General features: G+C 68.9%; 27 protein-coding genes, 2 pseudogenes and 1 riboswitch. Of the genes and pseudogenes, 20 read left to right on the top strand and 9 right to left on the bottom strand.

Annotation, left to right across the window (positions count from 1 at the left end):
- Nucleotides 1-42 precede the first annotated feature (42 nt).
- The 11 genes from lepB (ABZ078_RS02890) to ABZ078_RS02840 all read left to right on the top strand — a co-directional run bounded on the left by lepB (ABZ078_RS02890) (nucleotide 43) and on the right by ABZ078_RS02840 (nucleotide 9,619).
- The gene (lepB, locus tag ABZ078_RS02890) at nucleotides 43-759 is read left to right on the top strand and encodes a signal peptidase I (RefSeq protein WP_356570977.1); all 717 of its coding nucleotides are present in this window, start codon (nucleotides 43-45) and stop codon (nucleotides 757-759) included.
- Entirely contained in the window at nucleotides 752-1,843 is a 1,092-nt protein-coding gene (lepB, locus tag ABZ078_RS02885; RefSeq protein ID WP_356570975.1) for a signal peptidase I, read from the top strand. The genes lepB (ABZ078_RS02890) and lepB (ABZ078_RS02885) overlap by 8 nt, the downstream gene beginning before the upstream one ends.
- The gene (gene lepB, locus ABZ078_RS02880; protein ID WP_356570973.1) at nucleotides 1,731-2,705 is read left to right on the top strand and encodes a signal peptidase I; all 975 of its coding nucleotides are present in this window, start codon (nucleotides 1,731-1,733) and stop codon (nucleotides 2,703-2,705) included. Before lepB (ABZ078_RS02885) ends, lepB (ABZ078_RS02880) begins: the two co-directional genes overlap by 113 nt.
- A gap of 162 nt (nucleotides 2,706-2,867) precedes the next feature.
- Nucleotides 2,868-3,644, top strand: coding sequence for a signal peptidase I (gene lepB, locus ABZ078_RS02875; protein WP_356570971.1), 777 nt, complete (start codon nucleotides 2,868-2,870; stop codon nucleotides 3,642-3,644).
- Between the two features lie 40 nt (nucleotides 3,645-3,684).
- Nucleotides 3,685-4,212 carry an NUDIX hydrolase gene (locus tag ABZ078_RS02870; RefSeq protein WP_356571303.1) on the top strand — a complete coding sequence of 176 codons (528 nt, stop codon included), beginning with the start codon at nucleotides 3,685-3,687 and terminating at the stop codon, nucleotides 4,210-4,212.
- 56 nt (nucleotides 4,213-4,268) lie between these two features.
- Nucleotides 4,269-4,577 (top strand): DUF2469 domain-containing protein, encoded by a 309-nt coding sequence (locus tag ABZ078_RS02865; protein WP_003965949.1) that lies wholly within the window; start codon nucleotides 4,269-4,271, stop codon nucleotides 4,575-4,577.
- A gap of 106 nt (nucleotides 4,578-4,683) precedes the next feature.
- Nucleotides 4,684-5,046, top strand: coding sequence for a YraN family protein (locus ABZ078_RS02860; protein WP_356570969.1), 363 nt, complete (start codon nucleotides 4,684-4,686; stop codon nucleotides 5,044-5,046).
- 1 nt (nucleotide 5,047) lies between these two features.
- The gene (locus ABZ078_RS02855; RefSeq protein WP_356570967.1) at nucleotides 5,048-6,673 is read left to right on the top strand and encodes a YifB family Mg chelatase-like AAA ATPase; all 1,626 of its coding nucleotides are present in this window, start codon (nucleotides 5,048-5,050) and stop codon (nucleotides 6,671-6,673) included.
- Complete coding sequence (gene dprA / locus ABZ078_RS02850) at nucleotides 6,670-7,830, top strand: DNA-processing protein DprA (RefSeq protein WP_356570965.1); 1,161 nt, start codon at nucleotides 6,670-6,672, stop codon at nucleotides 7,828-7,830. The genes ABZ078_RS02855 and dprA overlap by 4 nt, the downstream gene beginning before the upstream one ends.
- Nucleotides 7,831-8,123: 293 nt before the next feature.
- Nucleotides 8,124-8,966 carry an RNA polymerase sigma factor WhiG gene (gene whiG, locus ABZ078_RS02845; protein WP_356570963.1) on the top strand — a complete coding sequence of 281 codons (843 nt, stop codon included), beginning with the start codon at nucleotides 8,124-8,126 and terminating at the stop codon, nucleotides 8,964-8,966.
- A 95-nt stretch (nucleotides 8,967-9,061) separates the two neighbouring features.
- Nucleotides 9,062-9,619: a helix-turn-helix domain-containing protein gene (locus tag ABZ078_RS02840; RefSeq protein WP_356571301.1), complete on the top strand. Its 558-nt coding sequence runs from the start codon at nucleotides 9,062-9,064 to the stop codon at nucleotides 9,617-9,619.
- A gap of 140 nt (nucleotides 9,620-9,759) precedes the next feature.
- Here ABZ078_RS02840 and ABZ078_RS02835 read toward each other — a convergent pair whose 3' ends face one another.
- The gene (locus ABZ078_RS02835; protein WP_356571299.1) at nucleotides 9,760-10,329 is read right to left on the bottom strand and encodes a peptidoglycan DD-metalloendopeptidase family protein; all 570 of its coding nucleotides are present in this window, start codon (nucleotides 10,327-10,329) and stop codon (nucleotides 9,760-9,762) included.
- Nucleotides 10,330-10,704: 375 nt separating this feature from the next.
- On the opposite strand from ABZ078_RS02835, the gene rpsB reads away from it, so the two are divergent.
- The 6 genes from rpsB (at nucleotide 10,705) to ABZ078_RS02805 (ending at nucleotide 16,098) form a co-directional block, all read left to right on the top strand.
- The gene (rpsB, locus tag ABZ078_RS02830; protein WP_356570962.1) at nucleotides 10,705-11,595 is read left to right on the top strand and encodes a 30S ribosomal protein S2; all 891 of its coding nucleotides are present in this window, start codon (nucleotides 10,705-10,707) and stop codon (nucleotides 11,593-11,595) included.
- Between the two features lie 179 nt (nucleotides 11,596-11,774).
- A complete protein-coding gene (gene tsf / locus ABZ078_RS02825) occupies nucleotides 11,775-12,611 on the top strand; it encodes a translation elongation factor Ts (RefSeq protein WP_356570960.1) in 837 nt (278 codons plus the stop codon).
- A gap of 194 nt (nucleotides 12,612-12,805) precedes the next feature.
- Complete coding sequence (pyrH, locus tag ABZ078_RS02820; protein ID WP_356570958.1) at nucleotides 12,806-13,564, top strand: UMP kinase; 759 nt, start codon at nucleotides 12,806-12,808, stop codon at nucleotides 13,562-13,564.
- Between the two features lie 170 nt (nucleotides 13,565-13,734).
- On the top strand, nucleotides 13,735-14,292 hold the full coding sequence (frr, locus tag ABZ078_RS02815; protein ID WP_031485072.1) for a ribosome recycling factor: 558 nt from the start codon (nucleotides 13,735-13,737) through the stop codon (nucleotides 14,290-14,292).
- Entirely contained in the window at nucleotides 14,292-15,449 is a 1,158-nt protein-coding gene (locus tag ABZ078_RS02810) for a phosphatidate cytidylyltransferase (protein WP_356570956.1), read from the top strand. The genes frr and ABZ078_RS02810 overlap by 1 nt, the downstream gene beginning before the upstream one ends.
- A gap of 199 nt (nucleotides 15,450-15,648) precedes the next feature.
- Nucleotides 15,649-16,098, top strand: coding sequence for an SRPBCC family protein (locus ABZ078_RS02805; RefSeq protein WP_356570954.1), 450 nt, complete (start codon nucleotides 15,649-15,651; stop codon nucleotides 16,096-16,098).
- 417 nt (nucleotides 16,099-16,515) lie between these two features.
- Here ABZ078_RS02805 and ABZ078_RS02800 read toward each other — a convergent pair.
- Both ABZ078_RS02800 and ABZ078_RS02795 read right to left on the bottom strand, forming a co-directional pair.
- Nucleotides 16,516-17,295, bottom strand: a pseudogene (locus ABZ078_RS02800) (site-specific integrase); the annotation flags it as partial.
- 80 nt (nucleotides 17,296-17,375) lie between these two features.
- Nucleotides 17,376-17,804: a Pycsar system effector family protein gene (locus tag ABZ078_RS02795; protein ID WP_356570953.1), complete on the bottom strand. Its 429-nt coding sequence runs from the start codon at nucleotides 17,802-17,804 to the stop codon at nucleotides 17,376-17,378.
- Nucleotides 17,805-18,104: 300 nt separating this feature from the next.
- Between ABZ078_RS02795 and ABZ078_RS02790 the strand changes: the two genes are divergently transcribed.
- Nucleotides 18,105-18,701, top strand: a complete 597-nt coding sequence (locus tag ABZ078_RS02790) for a hypothetical protein (RefSeq protein WP_356570951.1) — start codon at nucleotides 18,105-18,107, stop codon at nucleotides 18,699-18,701.
- 211 nt (nucleotides 18,702-18,912) lie between these two features.
- Here the strand turns inward: ABZ078_RS02790 and ABZ078_RS02785 are convergent, their stop codons facing one another.
- From ABZ078_RS02785 to ABZ078_RS02760, 6 genes and pseudogenes are all read right to left on the bottom strand, one after another.
- Nucleotides 18,913-19,557, bottom strand: coding sequence for a response regulator transcription factor (locus ABZ078_RS02785; RefSeq protein ID WP_356570949.1), 645 nt, complete (start codon nucleotides 19,555-19,557; stop codon nucleotides 18,913-18,915).
- The gene (locus tag ABZ078_RS02780; RefSeq protein ID WP_356571297.1) at nucleotides 19,548-20,681 is read right to left on the bottom strand and encodes a sensor histidine kinase; all 1,134 of its coding nucleotides are present in this window, start codon (nucleotides 20,679-20,681) and stop codon (nucleotides 19,548-19,550) included. The genes ABZ078_RS02785 and ABZ078_RS02780 overlap by 10 nt, the downstream gene beginning before the upstream one ends.
- Nucleotides 20,682-20,863: 182 nt before the next feature.
- Nucleotides 20,864-21,526 (bottom strand): DedA family protein, encoded by a 663-nt coding sequence (locus tag ABZ078_RS02775; RefSeq protein WP_356570947.1) that lies wholly within the window; start codon nucleotides 21,524-21,526, stop codon nucleotides 20,864-20,866.
- A 225-nt stretch (nucleotides 21,527-21,751) separates the two neighbouring features.
- Nucleotides 21,752-22,469: pseudogene (locus tag ABZ078_RS02770) on the bottom strand (IS3 family transposase); the annotation flags it as partial.
- Nucleotides 22,470-22,604: 135 nt separating this feature from the next.
- Nucleotides 22,605-22,964 carry a toll/interleukin-1 receptor domain-containing protein gene (locus ABZ078_RS02765; protein WP_356570945.1) on the bottom strand — a complete coding sequence of 120 codons (360 nt, stop codon included), beginning with the start codon at nucleotides 22,962-22,964 and terminating at the stop codon, nucleotides 22,605-22,607.
- A gap of 11 nt (nucleotides 22,965-22,975) precedes the next feature.
- Nucleotides 22,976-23,416, bottom strand: coding sequence for a hypothetical protein (locus tag ABZ078_RS02760; RefSeq protein WP_356570943.1), 441 nt, complete (start codon nucleotides 23,414-23,416; stop codon nucleotides 22,976-22,978).
- Between the two features lie 215 nt (nucleotides 23,417-23,631).
- On the opposite strand from ABZ078_RS02760, the gene ABZ078_RS02755 reads away from it, so the two are divergent.
- Nucleotides 23,632-24,258 carry a hypothetical protein gene (locus ABZ078_RS02755; protein ID WP_356570941.1) on the top strand — a complete coding sequence of 209 codons (627 nt, stop codon included), beginning with the start codon at nucleotides 23,632-23,634 and terminating at the stop codon, nucleotides 24,256-24,258.
- A 175-nt stretch (nucleotides 24,259-24,433) separates the two neighbouring features.
- On the top strand, nucleotides 24,434-25,540 hold the full coding sequence (gene rlmN, locus ABZ078_RS02750) for a 23S rRNA (adenine(2503)-C(2))-methyltransferase RlmN (RefSeq protein WP_356570939.1): 1,107 nt from the start codon (nucleotides 24,434-24,436) through the stop codon (nucleotides 25,538-25,540).
- Nucleotides 25,541-25,564: 24 nt separating this feature from the next.
- Nucleotides 25,565-25,670: riboswitch (TPP riboswitch) on the top strand.
- Nucleotides 25,671-25,689: the final 19 nt, after the last annotated feature.

The raw sequence follows: 25,689 nt of genomic DNA, 5'->3' as shown, positions 1-25,689 counted from the left end.
CCCCCGCAGGGTCCACAGGGGGCCGGATAACATCTGGCCCCGATGGACACCGAAGCACAGCCGACGGAGCGCGACCGCTCCTCCCACCCTTCCGACTCCGAGGAGATCTCGGACACAGAGGGGCAGGAGGGACGGTCGCGCTTCGCGTTGATGTCGCGGATCGCGGACTGGCTCCCGGGCGGGCGGATCAGCCTGACCCTGCTGGTCTTCCTCGTGTTTCTGCTGCTGCTCAACACGTTCGTGCTGCAGCCGTTCCAGATCCCGAGCGGATCCATGGAGTCCGGATTGAGGGTCGGAGACCGGGTTCTCGTAAACAAGTTGGCGTACCGTTTCGGTGCCGAGCCGCAGCGCGGCGATGTTGTCGTGTTCGACGGAACCGGGTATTTCGGGGATGCCGACTACATCAAGCGCGTTGTGGGTGTGGGGGGCGACCACGTGGTCTGCTGCGACAAGGAGGGGAGGATCCAGGTGAACGGCCGGTCGGTCGACGAGTCGACGTTCCTGCACCCCGGCGACAAGCCGTCCCAGGTGCGCTTCGACGCGGTCGTGCCCGACGGCAGCCTGTTCCTCCTCGGCGACCACCGCAGCGAGTCCAGCGACTCCCGCGACCATCTGGGCTCGCCGGGGGGCGGCATGATCCCGGTCGACGACGTCATCGGCCGCGCCGACTGGATCGTATGGCCGACTGACCACTGGACCCACCTCCAGCGTCCGGACGCCTACGCGCGCGTGCCCGCGGTGGAGGGTGCGCATGGGTAACCGTGGCAAGCCGCGTGGCGTACCCAGCAGCCCCGTCGACAATCTGCTGCCCACCGGTGCCCGGCGCGCCGCCAGCCCGGCCGGCGGTCGTACGCGCGCGGAGCGGCGCAAGCTCCAGCGCAAGGTCAAACGGCGCCGCAGGCGTTCCGCGATGAAGGAGATACCCCTCCTCGTCGGCGTCGCGGTCCTCATAGCGCTCGTACTGAAGACCTTTCTCGTCCAGGCGTTCGTGATCCCGTCCGGTTCCATGGAGCAGACCATCCAGGTCGGCGACCGCGTCCTGGTCGACAAGCTCACCCCCTGGTTCGGCTCCAAGCCGCAGCGCGGGGACGTCGTGGTCTTCAAGGACCCCGGCGGCTGGCTCCGGGACGAGCAGACGACGGTGAAGAAGGAGGACCCCATCGTCGTCAAGCAGGTCAAGCAGGCCCTCACCTTCATCGGTCTGCTGCCCTCCGACGACGAGAAGGACCTCATCAAGCGCGTGGTGGGCGTCGGTGGCGACCGGGTGAAGTGCTGTGACACGCAGGGGCGGGTCACCGTCAACGGCGTTCCCCTGAACGAGGACTACCTGTATCCGGGCAACGCCCCCTCCAACGCGGAGTTCGACATCACCGTCCCGCAGGGGCGGCTGTGGGTCATGGGCGATCACCGGGCCGACTCCGCGGACTCCCGCTCGCACCAGGACCAGGACTACGGCGGCACCGTCTCCGAGGACGAGGTCGTCGGACGGGCCATGTGGATCGCCTGGCCGCTCGGCCACTGGACTTCCCTGGACGAACCGAAAACCTACGCTTCGGTGTCCGACTCGGCGACCGGGTCGACCGCGGCCCCCCGGCTGTCGCATAGGGTTGCTCACGACGAATCGAACGGAACGATCCAGCTCCCGAGCCCTGCGGAACTCCCGCTCGTTATGGGAGTAGTGGGCCTGCGCCGCGCTTGGGGCAGGCAGCGGCACAGAGTGAGGAGTTGGCGTGGGGGATGTGGCGGTTGGCGCACGGTCCGGGCACGACGGCGAGGAGCACCGCGGACGCCCCGTGGAAGCAGCCGACCCGGCCGCGGACGGCGCCGTGACCTCCGGGAATGACCACCCCGGAGCGGCCGGTGACGGCGGAGGGTCGGGCGGACAGCCCCCGACCGGCGGTCAGGGTTCGGGCGGGGCTTCCCCCACTCCGAAGAAGCAGCGCTCCTTCTGGAAGGAGCTGCCCATCCTGATCGGCATCGCGCTCGTTCTCGCGCTGCTGATCAAGACGTTCCTCGTACAGGCGTTCTCGATCCCCTCCGACTCGATGCAGAACACCCTCCAGCAGGGTGACCGAGTCCTGGTCGACAAGCTCACCCCCTGGTTCGGCTCCGAGCCCGAGCGCGGCGAGGTCGTCGTCTTCCACGACCCCGACAAGTGGCTGTTCGGCGAGCCCACTCCCGACCCCAACGTCCTCCAGACCTTCCTCAGCTGGATCGGCCTGATGCCGTCCGCGGAGGAGAAGGACCTCATCAAGCGCGTGATCGGCGTCGGCGGTGACACGATCGAGTGCAAGAACACCGGCCCGCTGACGGTCAACGGCAAGGCGCTGAACGAGCCGTACGTCTACCCCGGCAACACGCCGTGCAGCATGGACGACCAGGGTGGCCAGTTCAAGGTGAAGGTCCCCAAGGGCTACATCTGGGTCATGGGCGACCACCGCCAGAACTCCCGCGACTCGCGCTACAACCAGTCCGACAAGAACCACGGCATGGTCCCCGTCGACAAGGTCGTCGGCCGCGCCATCGTGATCGCCTGGCCGGTCAACCGCTGGGACAACCTGCCGGTCCCGGACACCTTCGACCAGAACCTCAACGCCCGGTCCGCCGCGCTGACGGTCGCGCCCCAGGGCCTCGCCCTCGCCGGTGCGGTGCCGCTGGTGCTGTGGCGCCGGCAGCGCGCCAAGACCGCGGCCCGGACCCGCTGACGGCCTGAGGCGGCCCCTTCGGGGGCGGTGCGGGCCTCGCGGCCTCGCATGGAGCGGGACCGCCGCCGCGCGGGCTTGGGAGGAAAGCTTTGCCGAGCCGGTGACCCCGGGCGCTCAGGAGGGGCTGCCGGGTGTCGGTACCGCCGGGTAGGGTGCGGACCCATGGGTGGCGAGAGCACGACACGTACGGCGCCGCGTAGCGGTGGCGCGAGCGGTGGCCCGGCGGGCAGCCGGACCGGACAGCGGTTGTCCGGGCTGGCCGTGGCACTGGGCCTGGTGGTGTTCCTCGGGGGGTTCGCCTGGGGAGCGGTGCTCTACCTGCCGTACACCGTGCCCACCAGTTCGATGGCGCCGACGATCGGCGCGGGGGACCGGGTGCTGGCCCAGCGCGTCGACGGCGATGAGGTGCGCCGTGGTGACGTCGTCGTCTTCACCGACAAGACCTGGGTGAGCAACGCGCCCGTCGTCAAGCGCGTGGTCGCCGTCGGCGGGGACACGGTCGCCTGCTGCACGGACGGCAAGCTGACCGTCAACGGCAAGCAGATCGACGAGCCCTATCTGGCCGAGGACGGCCTGGCCGAGATCCAGAACTTCCCGACGGTTACGGTGCCGAAGGGCCGACTCTTCCTGTTGGGCGACGAGCGCAGCGGCTCCCTGGACTCCACCGCCCATCTCACCGACGCCGCCAAGGGGACCGTCGCGCGCAGTGCCGTGTCGGCCCGGGTGGACGCCGTTGTCTGGCCGATGGACGGCATGCTGCAACGCCCCACGGGGTTCGAGGGACTCGGTCCGCTGTCCTCGCCCGGCCCGCTGCGGACGATCGTCGTGCTGATCGTCGCGGGTGCCGTGCTGGTCCTGGGTGGCGGGGCGTACGGTCCGGTCGCCAAGCGGCTCGGAGGCGGCCCCCGCACCCGGCCGGAGCCCACGGGTGCCCGCTGAGGTGGCGGGCGTGGCGGACGGGCCGTACCGCGAGGCGGGCGTGGGGGAGAGTCCGTACGGCGACTCGTACGGTGACTCGTACGACGGTGGGCTGCGCAAGGTCGCCCGCGTGGTGCTGCTCGATCCGCAGGACCGCATTCTGCTGCTGCACGGCCATGAGCCGGAGGATCCGGCCGACGACTGGTGGTTCACGCCGGGCGGCGGCGTCGAGGGCGATGAGAGCCGTGACGAAGCCGCCCTGCGGGAACTCGCCGAGGAGACCGGCATCACGGAGGTCGAACTCGGCCCCGTGCTGTGGCGGCGGATGTGCTCCTTCCCGTTCGCGGGCCGTCGCTGGGACCAGGACGAGTGGTACTACCTGGCCCGTACGACGCAGACGGCGACCCGGGCCGCGGGCCTGACCGAGCTGGAGCGGCGCAGCGTCGCCGGAGCGCGCTGGTGGACGTGTCAGGAACTTGCCCGGGCACATGAGACGGTGTATCCGACCAGACTCGCCGAGCTGCTGCGCAGGCTGCTCGACGAAGGTCCCCCCGCCGGTCCCGTGACCCTTGACCCCGAAATTGTCTAGGTACTGACGGGACTGGCGCACAATGGTGGGATCGCACGGCTGAAGGGGAACATGCCATGAGCGCCGAGGACCTCGAGAAGTACGAGACCGAGATGGAGCTCAAGCTCTATCGGGAGTACCGCGATGTCGTCGGTCTGTTCAAGTATGTGATCGAGACCGAGCGGCGTTTCTACCTGACCAACGACTATGAGATGCAGGTGCACTCCGTCCAGGGTGAGGTGTTCTTCGAGGTCTCCATGGCGGATGCCTGGGTGTGGGACATGTACCGGCCGGCTCGGTTCGTGAAGCAGGTCCGGGTACTCACGTTCAAGGACGTGAACATCGAGGAGCTGAACAAGAGTGACCTGGAGCTTCCCGGTGGGTGACGTTCACCCCAGGGGTGAGGAAGTTGTCCACAGTCGCGGACTTGTCCACCAAGATCCAATAGCTCGCTGAGCTGCCCTCATTGTCGGTGCCGGAGGTGGTGCCGACATGAACGCACGCAGTGCACTCGGCAAGTACGGCGAAAATCTCGCCGCGCGCCGGCTGGTCGAAGCCGGGATGACGGTTCTGGAGCGCAACTGGCGCTGTGGCAGGACCGGCGAGATCGACATTGTCGCCAGGGACGGTGACGTGCTGGTCGTCTGTGAGGTGAAGACCCGCAGGACCGGCGGCTACGAGCATCCCATGGCCGCGGTCACGCCCGAGAAGGCGCGGCGCCTGCGCGGCCTCGCCGAACACTGGATCCACGCTCACGGAGGGGCTCCACCGGGAGGAGTCCGAGTCGACCTCGTCGGCGTCGTCCTGCCCGAGCGCGGCGCGCCGGTGGTCGAGCACGCGCGGGGGGTGGCCTGACATGGGGTTCGCGCGTACCTGCTCGGTGGCCCTCGTGGGCGTCGAGGGTGTGGTGGTGGAGGTTCAGGCGGATCTGGAGCCGGGGGTGGCGGCGTTCACCTTGGTGGGACTGCCGGACAAGAGCCTGACGGAAAGCCGGGACCGCGTGCGGGCGGCCGTCGTGAATTCGGGCGGTGAGTGGCCGCAGAAGAAGCTCACCGTCGGTCTCAGCCCGGCATCGGTGCCCAAGGCGGGCAGCGGATTCGACCTGGCCGTCGCCTGCGCCGTTCTCGGCGCCTGCGAACGGATCGATCCGCGGGTCCTCGCCGACATCGTGATGATCGGCGAACTCGGCCTGGACGGACGCGTGCGTCCCGTGCGGGGCATCCTGCCCGCCGTCCTGGCCGCGGCGGACGCCGGCTATGAACAGGTGGTCGTCCCCGAGTGCGCCGCGGCGGAGGCTTCGCTGGTGCCGGGAGTGTCCGTACTGGGCGTGCGCAGCCTGCGCCAACTGATCGCCGTCCTCGCGGACGAGCCGGTACCCGAGGAGGAACCCGCCGAGCTGGGGCGCCCGGATCCGCTGCTCGCGGGTCTGCGCGTGCCGGGGACCGGCGCGGCCACGGGTATGCACAGCATGGGTGCCGCCCAGCCCGAGCACGGCCACGACCTCGCCGATGTAGTGGGCCAGATCTCGGCGCGCACGGCCGTGGAGGTCGCCGCGGCGGGCGGGCATCACCTGTTCCTGGAAGGGCCGCCCGGTGCGGGCAAGACGATGCTCGCGGAACGGCTGCCGGCCATCCTGCCCCGGCTCCGCAGGGAGGAGTCGCTGGAGGTGACGGCGGTGCACTCGGTGGCCGGGCTGCTGCCCGCGGGCAAGCCCCTGATCGACGTGGCCCCCTACTGCGCGCCGCATCACTCGGCGACGATGCAGGCGCTGGTCGGCGGCGGTCCCGGCATCGCGCGGCCCGGCGCGGTGTCACTCTCCCACCGCGGCGTCCTCTTCCTCGACGAGACGCCCGAGTTCACCAGCCAGGCCCTCGACGCCCTGCGACAGCCCCTGGAGGCCGGGCATGTCGTCATCGCTCGCAGCGCGGGCGTCGTGCGCTTCCCGGCCAAGTTCCTGATGGTGCTCGCGGCCAACCCCTGCCCCTGCGGCCGCTTCTCCCAGACGGACGACATGTGCGAATGCCCGCCCTCGGCGATCCGCCGCTATCAGGCACGGCTGTCCGGGCCGCTGCTCGACCGAGTCGACCTCCGGGTGGAGGTGGACCGTGTCACACGCGCGCAGCTGACCGATCGCGGCGCCCGGGGCGAGTCCACCGCCACGGTCGCCGATCGGGTGCGGGCCGCCCGGGAGCGGGCGGCGGCCCGGCTCGCGGGCACCCCGTGGCGGACGAACAGCGAGATCCCCGGACGGGAACTGCGCAGCCGCTGGTATGCCGCGATCGGCGCCATGGACGAGGCGGAGCGGAACCTGGAGCGCGGCGTACTGACCGCCCGCGGACTCGACCGTGTGCTGCGCGTGGCCTGGACCGTCGCAGACCTCGTCGGTCACGACCGGCCCGACGCGACGGACGTCGCCCTGGCACTGCAACTGCGTACCGGTGTGCCGCGGGGCGTGCCCATGGCCATCGGGGCGATGGCGTGACCGGGGGAGGGGATGCGGACGAGGAACTGCTCGGGCGGGTCTTTCTCAGCCGGGTCGTCGAGCCCGGGGACGAGGTGGCCGGACGGTGGGTGCGGGAGTACGGGGTGGGGGAAGTGGTGCGGCGGCTGCGGGAGGGGGTGGAGCCCTTACCGGGGGTGAGCTACAAGCGGTGGGACGGGCTGCGGGCTCGGGCGCTGCGGGCCGAACCCGGTCGGGACCTCGACGTCGCACGGGAGGCGGGGGTGCGGTTCCTGTCTCCTGGGGACATCGAATGGCCGGGGCAACTCGCCGATCTGGGGGACGCCCGTCCCATCGGATTGTGGGTGCGAGGGCCGGCCAGTCTGCGGATGTGGGCGTTGCGGTCCGTGGCCGTCGTCGGGGCGCGGGCCTGTACCGAGTACGGCGCCCACATGGCGGCCACACTCGCCGGCGGGCTCGCGGAGCGGGGTTGGGTGGTCGTGTCCGGCGGCGCCTACGGGGTCGACGGCGCCGCCCACCGGGGTGCCCTGGGCGCCGGCGGGGCCACCGTCGCCGTGCTCGCCTGCGGGGTCGACCGGCCCTATCCACGCGGTCACACCCAGTTGATCAACAGGATCGCCGACCAGGGACTCGTGATCGGGGAGCTGCCACCGGGCGATCATCCGACGCCCAGCAGATTCATCGTGCGGAACCGGGTGATCGCGGCACTGACACGAGGCACGGTCGTCGTCGAGGCCGCCCACCGCAGCGGCTCACTGGTCACCGCTCGGGCGGCTCAGCGGTTGGGCCGTCACACGATGGCGGTGCCCGGCCCGGCCACCAGCGGGCTCTCCGCCGGCGCGCACGAACTGCTGCGCGGGGAAGCGGTGCTGGTCACCGACGCCGCGGAGGTCGTCGAACTCGTGGGCGACATGGGAGAGCTGGCCCCCGAGCGGCGCGGGCCCGTCCTGCCGCGCGATCTGCTGGAGCCGGGCGCGCGCCGCGTCCTGGCCGCGCTGCCCGCTCGTCGTGCGGCGAGGGCGGACGAGGTCGCACGCGGCGCGCAGACCAGCGAGGACGACGCGATCGCGCGACTGTACGAACTCCGCTCACTTGGTTACGTCGAACGACACGGCGACGGCTGGAAGTTGACACGCCAGGCAATGATGTCCGTTCGAGCCGGTCGAAGTCGATGCTGACCGAGTGTGTTCGGCCGTACGGGGGAACACGGATGCCCTTGTGAATTCCCCCAGTTGGGGTGTTCGGGTGATCACGTAGAGCGATCGCCATGCCCCGGCGGGGCGTCCAGCGGAACGTATCTGCGTACGGCTCGTGCTCCGCCCTTCGCGCACCGCGACGCCGCAGTCACGCTACGCTCACGAGGATTCCGGCGCAGAACGGCACCTCGACACCCCGAACAGCACAGAACGACGTCAGACCGGCAGCTCCCCCAGGCAGCCCCACTTCACGGCAGAACGGCACAAGGCAACGAATGCCCCAGCACACCTCCGGGTCCGACCGGGCGGCGATCCCCCCAGCCGCCCGTGACGGTGGCAGCGTGCGGCCGCCCGCTCCCTCGACACTCGACGAGCTGTGGCGGTCGTACAAGGCGACGGGGGACGAGCGGCTGCGCGAGCAGCTGATCCTGCACTACTCGCCGCTCGTCAAGTACGTGGCGGGCCGGGTCAGCGTCGGTCTGCCGCCCAACGTCGAGCAGGCGGACTTCGTGTCCTCGGGGGTGTTCGGGCTGATCGACGCGATCGAGAAGTTCGACATCGACCGGGAGATCAAGTTCGAGACGTACGCGATCACGCGCATCCGGGGCGCGATGATCGACGAGCTCCGGGCGCTGGACTGGATTCCGCGGTCGGTACGGCAGAAGGCGCGGAACGTGGAGCGGGCGTACGCGACGCTGGAGGCGCGGCTGCGGCGGACGCCGACGGAGGCCGAGGTGGCCGTCGAGATGGGGATCGCGGTGGAGGAACTCCACGCCGTCTTCAGCCAGTTGTCGCTGGCGAACGTGGTGGCGCTGGAGGAGCTGCTGCACGGCGGGGGCGAGGGCGGCGACGGGCTGAGCGTCATGGACACGCTGGAGGACACCGCCGCGGACAATCCCGTGGAGGTGGCCGAGGACCGGGAGCTGCGGCGGTTTCTGGCACGGGCGATCAACACGTTGCCCGAGCGGGAGAAGACCGTGGTCACGCTGTACTACTACGAGGGGCTGACCCTCGCCGAGATCGGCAACGTGCTGGGTGTGACCGAGAGCCGGGTGAGCCAGATCCACACCAAGTCGGTGCTGCAGTTGCGGGCGAAGCTGGCCGGCTTCGGTCGTTGACCTGGCGGGACGTGTGTGGGGTTGCGTGGAGAGACTCCCGTCGGTGGTGGCGCGTCCGTAAAGTGGTGGACGTGCCAAGGATTCGAGCGGCCTCCGTGGCCGAGCACCGGTCGATGCAGCGAGCCGCCCTGCTGGACGCGGCTCGTTCCCTGTTGTCCGAGGGCGGAACGGAGGCGCTGACCTTCCCGGCTCTCGCCGAGCGGACGGGGCTCGCGCGGTCGTCCGTGTACGAGTACTTCCGCTCGCGGGCCGCCGTGGTCGAGGAGCTGTGCGAGGTCGACTTTCCCGTGTGGGCGGCGGAGGTTTCGGCGGCGATGGAGCGGGAGTCGACGGCCGAGGGCAAGGTCGAGGCGTATGTGCGGCAGCAGCTCGCGCTGGTCGGGGACCGACGGCACCGGGCTGTGGTGGCGATCTCCGCGAGTGAGCTGGACGCGGGGGCACGGGAGAAGATCCGGGCGGCGCACGGCGGGCTGGTCGCGATGATCGTCGAGGCACTGGGGGAGATGGGGCACGCGGAGCCCCGGCTGGCGGCGATGCTGTTGCAGGGTGTCGTGGATGCGGCTGTGCGGCGGATCGAGTTGGGGGCGGCGGAGGAGCCTGCGGCTATCACTGAGGCCGCTGTGGCCATGGCCTTGCGGGGCGTTCGGGGCTGAGCCCGTGGAGGCCGGCGCGGGTGGGCTCGCTCCACTCGCGCCGGCGATGTGCCGATGTGCCGATGTGCCGATGTGCCGATGTGCCGATGTGCCGGTGTGCCGGTGTGCCGCCAAGAAGGCCGAGGTGCGTCACAGGTGCGCTAAGCGGGCAAGGGCACACCCAGCACCGGCAGCAGCCTCGACGGACCCCTGTGAAGCAGCCACGGAGGCAGAAGCTGCAACGGGTCCAGGTACGTCTCGCCTCTTCGCAGGCCCCAGTGCACGCACGCGGACGCCTTGCAGTGCGAGCCACCCATGGCCTCCACCGTCCCCACGACCTCCCCCGCCGCCACCTCGTCCCCCTTCTTCACCGACGCCCGTACCGGCTCGTACGTCGTCCGCAGCGGCGGGTCGCCCGTCCCCGTCAGCTCCACCGACACCACGCCCCTCCCCGCGACCCGGCCCGCGAAGGACACCCGCCCCGCCGCCACCGCACGCACCGCCGCCCCGGCAGGAGCCGCGAGGTCCACGCCCCGGTGGCCGCGGCCGTACGGTGTCGCCGGGGGCTCCCAGCCGCGGAGGATCGGCGGGCGTACCCCCACGGGCCACGCTCGGCCGACCGCCGGCACTGCCGGGGCCGGGGCCGGCGCGGCAGGCGCGCTCGTGGCGGTCGGGGTCAGTCGTGGGGCCGGTGTCAGCAGGGCGGCCGCCGTCAGGAGCAGCAGCAACAGCAGCCGTCCGCATGTCCTCGCCGTCCTCGCCGTCCTTGCCGTCCTCGCCGTCCTTGCCGTCCTCGTCGTGCGCTCCGTCCTCGCGCATCGCTTCACTCGCATGACTGAACCGTCCCGCACCCCCGCCGATCATGGCCGGGATCTGTGGACAACTGCCGGGTTGTGGACAGCGGCGTCACCCGGTGCCCCGTGGGTCCCGTACACTTCTTCTGGCGATCCGGGTCACCGGGTCGACTTCGCACGCCCCGATACGGCCACCGGAAACGGTCCGTGTCAGCGCCCCTCGGTCCTTCGTGGCAGGGCGCGCGTGGGCGTCAGGCGCGGAAGCCGTCCGGCATCCGCGGCACAACCGAGAACAATCAAGGAGATACGGCCATGGCCGTCGTCACGATGCGGGAGCTGCTGGAGAGCGGCGTCCACTTCGGTCACCAGACCCGCCGTTGGAACCCGAAGATGAAGCGCTTCATCTTCACCGAGCGCAACGGCATCTACATCATCGACCTGCTCCAGTCGCTGTCGTACATCGACCGCGCCTACGAGTTCGTCAAGGAGACCGTCGCCCACGGCGGCACGGTCATGTTCGTCGGCACCAAGAAGCAGGCGCAGGAGGCCATCGCCGAGCAGGCCACCCGCGTCGGCATGCCCTACGTCAACCAGCGCTGGCTGGGCGGCATGCTCACCAACTTCTCGACCGTCTACAAGCGTCTGCAGCGCCTCAAGGAGCTCGAGCAGATCGACTTCGAGGACGTCGCCGCGTCCGGTCTGACCAAGAAGGAGCTTCTCGTGCTCTCGCGCGAGAAGGCCAAGCTGGAGAAGACCCTCGGTGGTATCCGCGAGATGCAGAAGGTGCCCAGCGCCGTCTGGATCGTGGACACCAAGAAGGAGCACATCGCCGTTGGTGAGGCCCGGAAGCTGAACATTCCGGTCGTCGCGATCCTCGACACCAACTGCGACCCCGACGAGGTCGACTACAAGATCCCGGGCAACGACGACGCGATCCGCTCCGTCACCCTGCTCACCCGCGTCATCGCCGACGCCGTCGCCGAGGGCCTCATCGCCCGCAGCGGTGTCGCCACCGAGGGCAAGGGCGAGAAGGCCGCGGGCGAGCCGCTCGCCGAGTGGGAGCGCGACCTGCTCGAGGGTGAGAAGAAGGCCGACGAGGCCGAGAAGCCGGCCGAGGCCGCTGCTGAGGCTCCGGCCCCTGAGGCTCCGGCTGCCGAGGCCCCGGCCGCTGAGGCTCCGGCCGCCGAGGGCGAGCAGGCCTGACCGTCCCGTCAGCGTTGACGGCGGGAGCGGTACCGCCTCCACCAGCGCCCCCGGCGCGGTGAAGTCCGCTCCCGCCGTTCACCCGTAGGTCAGCGGTAGGACAGCGATCTCCGTTCACCATGGAGGTCGTACCCCGTAGATCTTCGATCTTCCAGACTTCGAGAAAGATTCACAGACTCATGGCGAACTACACCGCCGCCGACGTCAAGAAGCTCCGTGAGCTCACGGGCGCCGGCATGATGGACTGCAAGAAGGCGCTGGACGAGGCCGAGGGCAACGTCGAGAAGGCCGTCGAGGCGCTCCGCATCAAGGGCCAGAAGGGCGTCGCCAAGCGCGAGGGCCGCTCCGCCGAGAACGGCGCCGTGGTCTCGCTCATCGCCGACGACAACTCCTCCGGTGTCCTCGTCGAGCTGAAGTGCGAGACGGACTTCGTCGCCAAGGGCGAGAAGTTCCAGGCCGTCGCCACCGCTATCGCCGAGCACGTCGCCAAGGCCTCCCCGGCCGACATCGAGGCCCTGCTCGCCTCCGAGATCGAGGCCGGCAAGACCGTCCAGGCGTTCGTGGACGAGGCCAACGCCAACCTCGGCGAGAAGATCGTCCTGGACCGCTTCGCGCAGTTCACGGACGGCTTCGTGATCGCGTACATGCACCGCACGATGCCCGACCTGCCCCCGCAGATCGGTGTCCTCGTCGAGCTCGACAAGCCGAACGCCGAGGTCGCCAAGGGCGTCGCCCAGCACATCGCCGCCTTCGCGCCGAAGTACCTCTCCAAGGAGGACGTCCCGGCCGAGGTCGTCGAGTCCGAGCGCCGTATCGCCGAGGAGACCACCCGCGCCGAGGGCAAGCCCGAGGCCGCGATCGCCAAGATCGTCGAGGGCCGCCTGAACGGCTTCTTCAAGGACGCCACGCTGCTCGGTCAGCCGTACGCGCTCGACAACAAGAAGTCGGTCCAGAAGGTCCTGGACGAGGCCGGTGTCACCCTGAAGCGCTTCGCGCGCATCAAGGTCGGCATCTGAGTCCGTACCGCGATCGACACTCGACCCCGATAAGGTCGAAGGCAGTCGTCCGCGGACGCCGTCACCACGCACGCGCGCGTGACGGACGACAGCAGATCTGACGAGGAGGCCATTGCCGCGCATGGGATGCGAAACACGCCCCACCGGCAGTGGCCTTCTTCGTATGTGCACCACGTAACAAAGGCGGGATCTCGATGACCACCAAGGCCCAGAAAAGCGACGACGGCAAAGTAGGCGGCCGGTTTCTGCTGAAGCTGTCCGGAGAGGCCTTCGCCGGTGGCGGCGGTCTCGGTGTCGACCCCGACGTGGTGCACAAGATCGCCCGGGAGATCGCGGCGGTCGTACGGGACGGCGCTCAGATCGCGGTCGTCATCGGCGGCGGCAACTTCTTCCGCGGTGCCGAACTCCAGCAGCGCGGCATGGACCGGGCCCGCTCCGACTACATGGGCATGCTCGGCACGGTCATGAACTGCCTCGCCCTCCAGGACTTCCTGGAGAAGGAGGGCATCGACAGCCGGGTGCAGACGGCCATCACCATGGGCCAGGTCGCCGAGCCGTACATCCCGCTGCGCGCCGTGCGTCACCTGGAGAAGGGCCGCGTGGTCATCTTCGGTGCCGGTATGGGCATGCCGTACTTCTCCACCGACACCACCGCCGCCCAGCGCGCCCTGGAGATCGACGCCGAGGCGCTGCTCATGGGCAAGAACGGTGTGGACGGGGTCTACGACGCCGACCCCAAGACCAACCCCGACGCGGTCAAGTTCGACTCCCTCGGCTACGGCGAGGTCATCACCCGCGACCTCAAGGTCGCCGACGCCACCGCGATCACCCTGTGCCGCGACAACAAGCTGCCGATCCTCGTCTTCGAGCTTCTGACGGAGGGCAATATCGCCCGCGCCGTCAAGGGTGAGAAGATCGGCACGCTTGTGGGTGAGCAGGGAAGTCAGGGCTGACGCCCGAGAACCACCCCGTCCGGGGGACGGACGGGACGGACCCTGACCGGGGGATGGACAATGTCCTGCCGGTCGGGAACCGTGCAGGAAGAAGACGCGACGCAGCCGGCCGCCGCCCCCACCCAGGAACCGCAGCCGGGCCTTTTACTCAAGACACGCAGGAGCAAGTGGTGATCGAAGAGACCCTCCTCGAGGCCGAGGAGAAGATGGAGAAGGCCGTCGTGGTCGCCAAGGAGGACTTCGCCGCGATCCGCACCGGCCGTGCGCACCCGGCGATGTTCAACAAGATCGTGGCCGACTACTACGGCGCGCCGACGCCGATCAACCAGCTGGCTTCGTTCTCCGTGCCGGAGCCGCGCATGGCGGTCGTGACCCCGTTCGACAAGACCGCGCTTCGCAACATCGAGCAGGCGATCCGGGACTCCGACCTGGGCGTCAACCCGAGCAACGACGGCAACATCATCCGAGTGGTGTTCCCCGAGCTCACCGAGGAGCGCCGCCGCGAGTACATCAAGGTCGCCAAGGGCAAGGGCGAGGACGCCAAGGTGTCCATCCGCTCCGTCCGCCGCAAGGCCAAGGACGCCATCGACAAGCTGATCAAGGACGGCGAGATCGGCGAGGACGAGGGCCGCCGTGCGGAGAAGGAGCTCGACGACACCACGCACAAGTACGTCGCTCAGGTGGACGAGCTCCTCAAGCACAAGGAAGCAGAGCTGCTCGAGGTCTGATGAACGACTCTTCCTGGGGTGCGCCGCCACAAGCCGGGCAGGCCGGGTACTGGGGGGCCGCCGAGCGCGGACCTGTCCAGGGGGCTGCCCCGGCGGGTCCCGCGTACGATGCGCCTGAGGCGCAGCAGACTCGCCCCATGCCCATCGTGCCCGACGTTCCCGCGCATGGCGGAGACCAGGATGACGACCGGGGGGCCGCTCGGCTGAGCGGCCCCTTGTTCCGCGACGAGCCGCCGCATGCGCGGCCTTACGACACGCCGCAGGCGCGGTCCTTCGAGGCGGCGCCGCAGAATCCGGAGCCCATGCCCGACGCCCCGCAGCCGGCGCCCCAGCCGCAGAAGAAGAACGCGGGGCGCGATCTGGGTGCGGCCATAGGGGTCGGCGTCGGGCTCGGCGTGGTGATCGTCGCGTCGCTGTTCGTCGTCAAGGCCGTGTTCGTCGGCGTGGTCGCGGTCGCGGTCGTCGTGGGCCTGTGGGAGCTGACCAAGCGGCTCGAGGAGCGCAAGGGCATCAAGGCGCCGCTCGTCCCGCTCGCCGTCGGCGGTGCGGCCATGGTCGTCGCCGGGTACGTCCGGGGCGCCGAGGGCGCCTGGGTGTCGATGGCGCTGACCGCGCTGGCCGTGCTGGTCTGGCGGATGACGGAACCGCCCGAGGGCTACCTCAAGGACGTCACGGCGGGCGTCTTCGCGGCGTTCTACGTGCCGTTCCTGGCGACGTTCGTCGCGATGATGCTCACCGCCGACGACGGGGCGTTCCGTGTCCTGACGTTCCTGCTCCTGACGGTCGTCAGCGACACCGGCGCGTACGCCGTCGGCTGGCGCTTCGGCAAGCACAAGCTGGCCCCGCGCATCAGCCCGGGCAAGACCCGGGAGGGCCTGCTCGGCGCGGTGAGCTTCGCGATGGTGGCGGGCGCGCTGTGCATGGAGTTCCTGATCGACGACGGCACCTGGTGGCAGGGGCTGCTGCTGGGCCTCGCGGTCGCGGCGAGCGCCACCCTGGGTGATCTCGGCGAGTCGATGATCAAGCGGGACCTGGGCATCAAGGACATGGGCACGCTGCTGCCGGGGCATGGCGGGATCATGGACCGGCTGGACTCGCTGCTGCCCACGGCGCCCGTGGTGTGGCTGCTCATGGTGATCTTCGTGGGGTCGGGCTGACAGGTCCCCCCGGTCCACAGCTGCTGGAGCCTCCGATCTTCCCGAGCGGGGGCTCCTCGGTTCGTCGGGTGCGGTGCGCGTCGTCGGGTGCGGTGCGCGTCCCCGGGCGACGTGCGCGATGGTGTCGCGGGTCGCCTGGTGGGACGATTTCCGTGTACGCCCGCAAGGCACCGCACAGCACTTCAAAAAGGGGGTCATCATGACCGCCATCCGAGAAGTCATCGACGTCGACCGCCCGCCGGACGAGGTCTACGCGTACATCACCGACCCGTCCCACCTGCCGGAATGGCAGCTGAGCGCCGTATCGGCGGAACAACTCGACGAGGGACCCGTCCACACCGGCTCCCGAGTCCGGGTCACCCGGCGCATCGGCACCCGCGAGAGGCAGATGACCGTCGAGTTCGACGAGCTCGACCCTCCGCGCAGCTGGGACCTGCACGGAGTCGACGGCCCCGTCAGGCCACGCACCCACGGTGAGATAGAGCCGCTCGACGACGGCCGCCGCTCCCGGGTGACGATCGACATCGACTTCGAAGGGCACGGCGTCGGCAAGCTCCTGGTGCCCCTCGTCGTCCGCCCACAGATCCGCAAGGAACTGCCCCGCGACGAGCAACTCCTCAAGGACAAGCTGGAGCGCCCGAGCGGCTGAGGGCGCACCTGGGCCGGACTATGTGTGCCGGATGACGTGGTGGATCGTGTGGGAGACGGGCGCCGGGTGCGGGGAGTCGTTCCAGCCGATCTCTTCGGCACGCCGCTCGATGGCGGCCCGTGCCGCCTGAGCCGCCGCCTCGTCCTCGAAGAAGGCGATGGACAGCCCCCTGCCCGTCGCGGGATCGACGAGGTGCTACGCGCCGTGCGCACCGGGCACGGTGGCGGCGGCCTCCAGCACCCAGTCCCGGTCATCGGTCGGCATCGGTTCCCAGACGGCCACCCTCGCGATCATCGCTGCCTCCTTCGCCCGCGTGCGGGCCTTCAGGATGCCCGCACGCGGCCGGGGCGGCACTCGGGCCGCGAGCCACGAGAGTGTAGGGGGCCGTCTTATGCCCGCTGGGCCGTCCCTGGGCCGTCAGGGTTCCTGGGCCGTGCCGAAGACCCCGTCCAAGGCCCGGCCGGGCATGCTCGCTGCTGCTGGGCATCAGGTGGGCGTACACGCGCAGCGTCATCGCCGGGTCGGAGTGCCCGAGGTATTCGCTCACGGCCTTGATGCTCTCGCCCGCGTCCAGGAGGACCGAGGCGTAGAAGTGGCGTAGGGCGTGCATTCCGTGCTGTCGAGCGGAGGCGCACGGCTCGCCGGGTTCGGGCGTCGGGATGAGGCAGGCGGCCGCGAGGGCGGGCTTCCATTCCTGGATGTTGAAGTTGCTTCGCCAGATATTCCGTCGGCCGTGTTGGTGAAGATCAGGCGCCGTTCGGTGAGCGGGCCGTCCGGCCTTGCCCACGGCAGCTTGATGGTCACGGGCGGGTAGTGCTCCATGCGCTGGCGCAGGGCCGAGGCAGCCGAGCACGGCAGTGGCACGTCCCGCTCCTTGTTGCCCTTGGGCGGAGCGAAGACCGCGACGCCCCGGATCAGCTTGACCTGAGTGGTGACCCGCAGGGTGTCGCTGTCGAGCTGCAGGGTGTCTCCGGCCAGGCCGATGATCTCGCCCTGTCGGGGGCCGCAGCCGCTGCCCACGTCGACGATGGCTCGGTAGCGCTCGGGCAGGGCGTCGCGGACCGCGAGCACTCGAGAGCCGTCATCCACTGCGGCTGACAACACCGCGCGGACGTTGGCGTAGATGTTGCGGGCGTAGGTGCCGCCTATCGAGTCGTTCTCCAGGTCCCGCACGAACTCGCCGATGTGGACAGGGCGGTCGAAGCCGGGAGACCCGGCCACCCGGAGCAGATCGCCCAGGGTGGTCGGGTCCAGGCCCGCGATGGTCGCGGGGTGGGTCATGCGGCGCCTCTGGCTGCGATCAGGGCTGCGGTGATCAGCAGTGCGCCGCCTATGCGGGTGAGGTCGACTGCCCGTCGCAGGCCGGTGAACTTGGCGATGGCGATCTGGTACAGGTTGGCGATCTGCTGGGCGTGCCGGTCGTCGGCCAGTTCGGCGGCGATCTGCTCGGCGGTCAGCGTGGCCCACAGCGGGAAGCCGACGTGGTGAGTCCCGCCCAGGTTGGGGCGGACGGAGCTGAGCAGAAGGCCGATGGCCGCGACCAGGAGGACCATGCCCGCGCCGCCGACGAGGACAGTGGCGAGGTTCAGTGGTGCGTCCTTGGCGACGGTCCAGGCACCGGCCAGGGTGGCGCCGACGAAGGCGAGCAGCAAGGCGGTCTTGTTGTCGGTACGGGCGGAAACGCGCGGGTTCGTGGATTCTGGCACTGGCAGGACGACGAACCCGGTTGCCTGCCCACCTTGGAGGCGGCGTGGGGAGCGGGTTCCACTGGCTGTCAAGCACTCGGAGGGCCAGATGAAGATCCGTATCTTGGCCAGGCTTGCACAGTCCGACCTCTGGTTGCCGGGCAGCACCTGCCGTCATCCTTCGGTCGCACCGCTCTACCGGCCTTCGGCCTTCAGGCGGAGCCGAGTTCAGCCCGCAGAGCGATCCTCGGTGGCACCCCTGGCTGGGATCTTCATTACTGAACGGGCTGGCCACCAGTCCACCGAAACCGAGGACCGCATATGCAGCCGCGCCTGCACGTCGAAGAACTCACTGCCGCCCGCCCCGGACGACTCCGCGCTGCATGGCGGGCGGCCCACGAGCCCGTTGCCGGAGTGTCCCGACAGATGCAACTCGTGGCCTACGCCGTGCCGTTAACCGTCCTGCCCTCGAGTATCTGGCGGCTGCCGGCCGCGTTCGACGACGGGATCGGGGTCGGTGAGCGGGCGTACCTTGTCTTCCTGTCCATAGTGTCCGAGGTTTTCGCGTTCACCGCGATCGGCCTGATCGCCCGCTGGGGCGAAGTGTTCCCGCGCGGGGTCCCGTTCCTGCGCGGCCGCCGTGTCCCGACGAAGGCAGCGGTCATCCCGGCCGCCGTCGGGGCCACGATCCTCACCCTCCTGTTCACCGTCTTGTTCATTGCCTCTGAGATCAGGGGCACCACGATCCGAGGCGACGACCTGCCGGCCGGCTACCCGGGCCAGGCCACCGGCTGGGAGGCTGCCTGGTTCTATTTCTGCTACGCGCCGCTGATCCTTTGGGGGCCGCTGCTGGCCGTGCTGACCGTCGCGTACTGGAAGCGCCGTCGCGCGGCCGAGAAGATGCCCGCAGCGGTGTGAGTGCCGGGAAACGGTCGTATGCCGACGCTCGCCTCGGTGATCAGGCATCACAGAGGCGCTCAGCCAACTGCGCTCAGCCGCGCATCCATGACGTGCGGAGTGCACCAGAATCTTGAATCGGCACCGGGGAAGGGCCCACTCCCTACCGCTGAACCAGGGAACATGAGGCGGTCCAGGCGAGGAGCGCGGGCGTGACCTGCGACCGGCGTCCCTACGACTTTAGATACCTCAGGACCGCCAGGATCCGCCGGCTGTAACCGGTGGTATGGGACAACTCCAGCTTGTCGAAAATCGCGTTGAGGTTCTTCTCCACCGAGCTCAGCGAGATGTGCAGCTTCTGCGCGATCGCCGTGTTGGTATGCCCCTGGGCCAGGGTCTCCAGAACGCTGCGTTCGCGGGGCGTGAGACGGGTCAGCGGATCTGCGTGCGTCGTGCGGACGACCAGCTGCCGCACCACCTCGGGGTCGATGGCAGCGCCCCCCGCCTTGATGCGTTCCAACGCGTCCAGGAACTCCTCCACCTGAGCAACGCGGTCCTTGAGGAGGTATCCCACGCGTTCTGCATGGGAGGCCAGCAGTCGCACTGCATAGTTGCGCTCGATGTGCTGAGACAGCACCAGCACGCCGACCTCCGGCCACCGCTCGCGGATCTCCAGCGCTGCGCGCAGCCCCTCGTCGGTGTGCGTCGGAGGCATCCGGATGTCGAGGACGACGATGTCGGGTTGCCGCAAGGCCATCTCCTCCAGCAGGGAAACGGCGTCGCCGAACGCGCCCAGGACCTGGTGTCCCTCCTCGACGAGGAGCCGGACCAGCCCCTCGCGCAGCAGGGTCGAGTCCTCGGCGATCATCAGGCGCATGGCAGCTCCGCGGTAATGGTGGTGGGTCCCCCTTCAGGGCTGTCGACGCGCAGGACGCCATCGAGCGCGGCCGTCCTGCTGCGCAGTCCGCTCAGCCCGCTGCCCGCAGGGTTCGCGCCGCCCTTGCCGTTGTCCTGGACCTGCACCGTGAGCACTCTGCCGCGGAGCACCACCCGCACGGCGACGGCCGTGGCACTGGAGTGCTTGGCCGTGTTGGTCACGCATTCCGACACCACGAAGTACGCTGCGGTTTCCACCGGTTGTGGAAGTGGCCCACCAACGTCGAACTCCGTACGGACGGGGATGCTGCACCGCTCGGACACTCCGCCCAGCGCTTCCTTGAGCCCCAAACTGTCCAACACCGAGGGATAGACCCGCCAGGTCACTTCGCGCAGTTCCGCGAGGATGTCCCGGGACTCCTCGTGCGCCTGACGCAGCAGGGCGTCTGCTTGCTCAGGACTGCGTCCCCTGCGTGCCCGGCCGAGCAGCATGCCCAGTGCCACCATCCGCTGCTGGATTCCGTCGTGGAGGTCCCGCTCGATGCGCCGGCGTTCGACATCCACCGCCTGCACGACCGCTGCCCGGCTGGCAGCCAGTTCATGGATGCGCCGCTCCAGCAGTTCCCGTTCGGAGGGGCCGAAACACTCGCGGGCAGTGCGCGCGTCCAGGGTTGCGAGTGAGTGGAGCCCCTGGACATCGAGGAAGAGCAGCACACTGCCGAGGAGCATCTGCATCACCAACTCGTCCCAAAGGACGGTTCCCTGGGCTATTCCCCTCACCAGCAGCCCCGCCAGGACGATGCCGAAACCCAGCAGCCCGAGCACGACGCCGCACAGCAGTCCCGTGTAGCTGCGGACCGCCAGATAGCGAAGCATTTTCTGGTCGGATGCCTTGTAATGCTCGGGGAAGCGGTCGCCGAAGAAGACGGCCCGGCGGATCCGCTCCAGGGTCGTCAGCCGACGGGCTCCGGTCATGAGGATGCCGAGGGCACTGGCGCGGGTGAGCGGCCACAGCAGGAAGGGGCCGAGGGCGGTGCCTACGACGAGGAAGTAGAGGAAGCTGAGCAAGGCCGTGACGCAGCCGAGGAACGTACCGATGCTCCGACGCGGCCAGGAGGCCGGCAGAACCGCTGCGTCCTGGCCCTCGCCGGGGTCGTCCTGGACCGATAAGCGCGGCAGGTGATCGGCGGTGCTGCCTGCGGAATCCCCCTGCACGAGGGGAGAGCCTAGTGGGGCTGCACAGCCGGAGCAAGATCGCTCAGGCTGTGCGCTGGGCGGGGCCACTGTGCGAGCCTGCCTGCGGTGTGTCAGGAAGTGCGGCGGTGCTGGGCCTGGTTGCGGCCGCGCAGCCGTACGGCCACGTAGCCCGCAAAGGCGGCGACCACCAGGATCAGCACCGCCTTGGAGAGGATCCCGACGTAGGTCTCCACCACCTCCCACTGGTCGCCCAGCCAGTAACCGGCCGTCACCAGGACGGAGTTCCAGATCAGGCTGCCGAGCGTGGTCAGCATGACGAACACGGCCAGGGGCATGCGCTCCACCCCGGCGGGGACGGAGATGAGGCTGCGGAAGATCGGCACCATGCGGCCGAGGAAGACCGCCTTGGTTCCGTGCTTCACGAACCACTGCTCCGTGCGCTCCAGGTCGGAAGCCTTCACCAGCGGCAGCTTCGCCCAGATCGCGTGCATGCGTTCACGGCCGAAGACCATGCCGATCCAGTAGAGGACCACGGCTCCTGCCACGGAGCCGAGCGTGGTCCAGAACAGCGCTGAGGCCAGGGTGAGAACTCCCTGCCCGGCGGCGAACCCGGTCAGCGGCAGGATCACCTCGCTCGGCAGCGGTGGGAAGAGGTTTTCCAGCGCGATGGCCAGGCCGGCTCCGGGGCCGCCCAGGGTGTCGACGAGATCGGCGGCCCAGCCCGCGATGCCGTCGGCGGGTTCATGCGGCAGAGCCAAGGTCATGAGGTGCATGCGAGTCTCCCAGCTGGCGGGTCGGCCGGGGCAAGCACCCCGACTGGCCTCCAAGCTAGAAACCGCAGCTCAGCGGCGGTATGCGGATTGCCGTCCGGTCCGGTGGTGTTTTCCGCAGTACTCACCCTGCGGAAAACCGCACCCGTACGGACCGGGCACTGTGCCAGATGGGACAGGACTTATCGCCGACGACCGAGATGAACCGCCCCGGGTTCGTTGGAGATCTCAGTTGGTGGCTGTGGGCTGGGGTTTCGTGGTTGCTTGGTAGTAGTTGGCTTCGTATTCGTCGGGCGGGATGCGCCCTATCTCACCGTGGAGCCGGCGGTGGTTGTACCAGTCGACCCACTCGGCGGTGGCGAGCTCGACGTGGGAGAGCGTCTTCCACGGCCGCTGCGGCTTGATGACCTCGGTCTTGAACAGGCCGATCGTGGACTCCATGAGGGCGTTGTCGTAGGCGTCGCCGACCGAGCCGATCGAGGCCGCGATCCGGGCCGCATCAAGGTGTTCAGCCAGGCGGAATGACGTGTATTGCGACCCTGCATCGGAGTGGTGAACCAGCTCGCCGGGGACGGGCGGGCGGCGGTCGCGGTCGCGCTGCCACAGCCCCATGTCCAAGGCGTCCAGGACAAGTTGGGTCTCCTTGACATCGATGCGGACCAGCCGACGATGCGGCGGGAGAAGGTGTCCACGACGAACGCGGCATAGACGACGCCCGCCCAGGCAGCGACGTGGGTGAAGTCGGCCACCCAGGTGCGGTTGGGGGCCGGGGCGACGAAGTCGCGGTCGATGCGGTCCGGGCCTTGGCGGCGGCCGGGTCCGGGAGGGTGGTGATCACCTTCTTGCCGCGCACCGCGCCGGCGATGCCGATCTCGCGCATCAGGCGCTCGACGGTGCAGCGGGCCACCTCGTGGCCCTGGCGGTTGAGGTGCCGCCAGATCTTTTGCCTTGAGCTGGGCGGACTCCTCCGTCGTCGTCCCCGGGTAACGGGCAGGTCCACAGACTGCCCGGCTCGCCGGAAGCTTACGGGGCCATGATCACTCGACCCGAAGCAGCTCCAGCCCAAAGCCGCTCCGCCGACCTACTGGGGATGCGCTGCGCCGCCAGTCAGCGAGTAATTCGGCCATGGCCAATCGAGGTCGGCAGCGCGGACCAGAGTTGATGTCGAACGCAGTGCAACAACTTCGATCCCCATACGAAATGCCGTCTCGAATTCCCAACGAGTCCATTCCGACTTGAGGTAGTTACTCGATTCCACGGCTACGAAGACATCCGCTAGCGCAAGCGCGTCGACTACTACTTGCACCCTATCTGCACCCGACAGGTGAGGCTCTAGATCGTCTATATAAACGTCACTGGCGGTGCAACTCAAAAACGCTCCGATTTCACGCAAGCGCTCCGTGCTGTTGTCGCGCCTCGCGTAGCTAACGAAGTAGCGCATTTGGTGACACCCTATCCGTCCAGCCAGCCAACCACGTAGGCCCACGCCGCCACAACGAACAGCAGCGCAAGGATTAGATAGTACGCCATCGATGCATTGAAGGCTGCCCGCCAAGGCTTGACTTTGCCCGAGCTGGGGACCAATGAGTGCGGAACGCCGCAGCGATCCGCCCTGCGATGCCAGATTGGGATCATGAGCCCCCGGAGCTTCCTTTGGTAATAGTAACTAAAGCTGTCGGCTATCCAGAATCCAATGATCACCAAAAGTCCGGCCACGAACAATGAAGGCCCCGGCTTTTTATCGCCGAAGGAAGCGACGACAGTTCCGACGGGGGCCAGAATCAGAGCACATAACTTTTTCAGTTCTAGGCAGGCTTCGGAAGCCTTAGTTGTTGCTGCGTGAAGTTGATCGAGCTGATCCTTGTCGAGGTCATCTGCTGTAGGCCCGGTCACGTCCATTCCATTCGCGTCGGCTTATCGTGAGGTTAGCGACCGCTGTGACTGGATATTCCAGCACAAGGCTCTGCTCGCTGTCCCGGCATCTCATGTTCTTGACCCTGATGAGAAACAAGCGTGCGCCAGCCTCCTGGCCAGATCGCCCCCTTGTGTGCCCTTCGTGTACGTGTCACACAGTTCAAAGGCGGGACCTTGGGGAGGGGAGCAACTTCATGTCGGTGTGGGGTGGCTATCCGGTAGGGCCGTCGGCCTGGGCCGTAGAGCGGTTCGGGCGGCATGCCGGCGCGCTTGCCGCCGCAGTCCCGGTGCAACTGGCCAAGGCACACGCGAAGGCTCATGCCGCGCACCTCGCCGCGGGGCTGAAGAAGCGGAGTCCGTACGGGGTCGCCCTTGCGGGGGTGGTGCGCGAGAACCTGGCGGAGACGGCGCGGGAGCTGGGGGAAGCCGTGCGAGACGTCCGCGGATATGAGTATGCGGTGATCAACGATCACGCACTCTTCCCGTTCCGGTACGCGGACAGGCCGAGGCCCTTGGATCGAGCGCGGTTGCCCGCTAATGCGTCGCCCACTCGGCAGCGGCTGTTCCGGGCGCACGGGCCGCAGCCTCCGGAAGGTCTGTTCGACGTCGATGAGGACTTGGCGAGTGAGGAGTACCTGGGGCTGCACGAAGCGTTCGAGGAGCTCGGAGCTTCCACCAGGTTGGTCTGTGTGTTCTTCACGGCTGACGCCGAAAACGGCATCCATGCCATCCACTGGGGAGACGCCCACCTCGAACCCGACCGCACCTTCACGTGGCCCTACAGGGAACAGCTCCCGGTCGCTCCCGTGCAGATGGAGTGACGGGCGGTGGTGCCGCTGCCTGGGCGCGGCCGGTCGAGGGCTGACTGAGTCCTGGGCCGTCCCTGGGCCGTGCAAGGCCGACCGACGCAATGCTGACAGTCGACATCCACAGGTGACCGCCCCCACCCCGCTCCGGCCTGGGCACCCGCAGTTGATCTGCCACACTGGAAGGGTTATGCCTGCACCCGGAGAACTCACTTTCGTCGCCCCGCGCGGAGCCAAGAAGCCGCCGCGGCATCTTGCCGATCTCACGCCCGGTGAGCGCAAGGACGCCGTCGCAGCGATCGGCGAGAAGCCGTTTCGCGCCAAACAGCTCTCGCAGCACTACTTCGCGCGGTACGCGCACGACCCGGAGCAGTGGACCGACATCCCCGCCGGTGCGCGCGCCAAGCTGCGGGAGGAGCTCTTTCCCGAGCTCATGACCGTCGTACGGCATCTGTCGACCGACCAGGGCGACACCCGCAAGACGCTGTGGCGGCTGTTCGACGGGACGCTCGTCGAGTCGGTGCTGATGCGGTACCCGGACCGGGTGACCATGTGCATCAGCTCGCAGGCGGGATGCGGGATGAACTGCCCGTTCTGCGCGACCGGGCAGGCGGGGCTGGACCGGAATCTGTCGACCGCCGAGATCGTCCACCAGATCGTGGACGGGATGCGGGCGCTGCGGGACGGTGAGGTGCCCGGCGGGCCCGCTCGGCTGTCCAACATCGTCTTCATGGGCATGGGTGAGCCCCTCGCCAACTACAACCGGGTCGTGGGCGCCATCCGCCGGCTCACCGACCCCGAGCCGGACGGGCTGGGGCTGTCCCAGCGCGGGATCACCGTCTCGACCGTCGGCCTCGTCCCGGCCATCCACCGGTTCGCCGACGAGGGCTTCAAGTGCCGTCTCGCGATCTCGCTGCACGCCCCCGACGACGAGCTGCGCGACACCCTCGTCCCCGTGAACACGCGGTGGAAGGTGCGTGAGGTGCTCGACGCCGGATTCGAGTACGTCGCCAGATCGGGGCGTCGGCTGTCCATCGAGTACGCCCTCATCCGCGACATCAACGACCAGGCATGGCGCGGTGACCGGCTCGGCCGGCTGCTCAAGGGCAAGCCGGTGCATGTGAACCTGATTCCGCTGAATCCGACTCCGGGCTCCAAGTGGACCGCTTCCCGGCCCGAGGACGAGAAGGCGTTCGTCGAGGCCATCGCCGCGCATGGTGTACCGGTGACGATCCGGGACACCCGGGGTCAGGAGATCGACGGGGCATGCGGGCAGCTCGCCGCGACCGAGCGGTAGTCTGACCGCCGTAAGAACATCTGCATATTCCGACAGGGGAGCGCCACAGCGCTGAGAGTGCGGTACCGGCCGCAGACCCTCCGAACCTGGCCCAGGTCATTCTGGGTAGGGAGATCGGTCATCACTCGAGCTGTTGCGCCCTGCCCGGA

The sequence above is a fragment of the Streptomyces sp. NPDC006385 genome (assembly GCF_040612485.1).
Taxonomy (GTDB): domain Bacteria; phylum Actinomycetota; class Actinomycetes; order Streptomycetales; family Streptomycetaceae; genus Streptomyces.
Note: the sequence above shows the minus strand (reverse complement) of the source record. Positions and strands in the feature narration are given on the sequence as shown.

Coding starts and splice junctions, on each gene's coding strand:
- lepB (WP_356570977.1), top strand. CDS start 43: ATGGACACCGAAGCACAGCCGACGGAGCGCGACCGCTCCTCCCACCCT.
- lepB (WP_356570975.1), top strand. CDS start 752: ATGGGTAACCGTGGCAAGCCGCGTGGCGTACCCAGCAGCCCCGTCGAC.
- lepB (WP_356570971.1), top strand. CDS start 2,868: ATGGGTGGCGAGAGCACGACACGTACGGCGCCGCGTAGCGGTGGCGCG.
- ABZ078_RS02865 (WP_003965949.1), top strand. CDS start 4,269: ATGAGCGCCGAGGACCTCGAGAAGTACGAGACCGAGATGGAGCTCAAG.
- ABZ078_RS02860 (WP_356570969.1), top strand. CDS start 4,684: ATGAACGCACGCAGTGCACTCGGCAAGTACGGCGAAAATCTCGCCGCG.
- ABZ078_RS02855 (WP_356570967.1), top strand. CDS start 5,048: ATGGGGTTCGCGCGTACCTGCTCGGTGGCCCTCGTGGGCGTCGAGGGT.
- whiG (WP_356570963.1), top strand. CDS start 8,124: ATGCCCCAGCACACCTCCGGGTCCGACCGGGCGGCGATCCCCCCAGCC.
- rpsB (WP_356570962.1), top strand. CDS start 10,705: ATGGCCGTCGTCACGATGCGGGAGCTGCTGGAGAGCGGCGTCCACTTC.
- tsf (WP_356570960.1), top strand. CDS start 11,775: ATGGCGAACTACACCGCCGCCGACGTCAAGAAGCTCCGTGAGCTCACG.
- pyrH (WP_356570958.1), top strand. CDS start 12,806: ATGACCACCAAGGCCCAGAAAAGCGACGACGGCAAAGTAGGCGGCCGG.
- ABZ078_RS02810 (WP_356570956.1), top strand. CDS start 14,292: ATGAACGACTCTTCCTGGGGTGCGCCGCCACAAGCCGGGCAGGCCGGG.
- ABZ078_RS02805 (WP_356570954.1), top strand. CDS start 15,649: ATGACCGCCATCCGAGAAGTCATCGACGTCGACCGCCCGCCGGACGAG.
- ABZ078_RS02790 (WP_356570951.1), top strand. CDS start 18,105: ATGCAGCCGCGCCTGCACGTCGAAGAACTCACTGCCGCCCGCCCCGGA.
- ABZ078_RS02785 (WP_356570949.1), bottom strand. CDS start 19,557: ATGCGCCTGATGATCGCCGAGGACTCGACCCTGCTGCGCGAGGGGCTG.
- ABZ078_RS02775 (WP_356570947.1), bottom strand. CDS start 21,526: ATGCACCTCATGACCTTGGCTCTGCCGCATGAACCCGCCGACGGCATC.
- ABZ078_RS02765 (WP_356570945.1), bottom strand. CDS start 22,964: ATGCGCTACTTCGTTAGCTACGCGAGGCGCGACAACAGCACGGAGCGC.
- ABZ078_RS02755 (WP_356570941.1), top strand. CDS start 23,632: ATGTCGGTGTGGGGTGGCTATCCGGTAGGGCCGTCGGCCTGGGCCGTA.
- rlmN (WP_356570939.1), top strand. CDS start 24,434: ATGCCTGCACCCGGAGAACTCACTTTCGTCGCCCCGCGCGGAGCCAAG.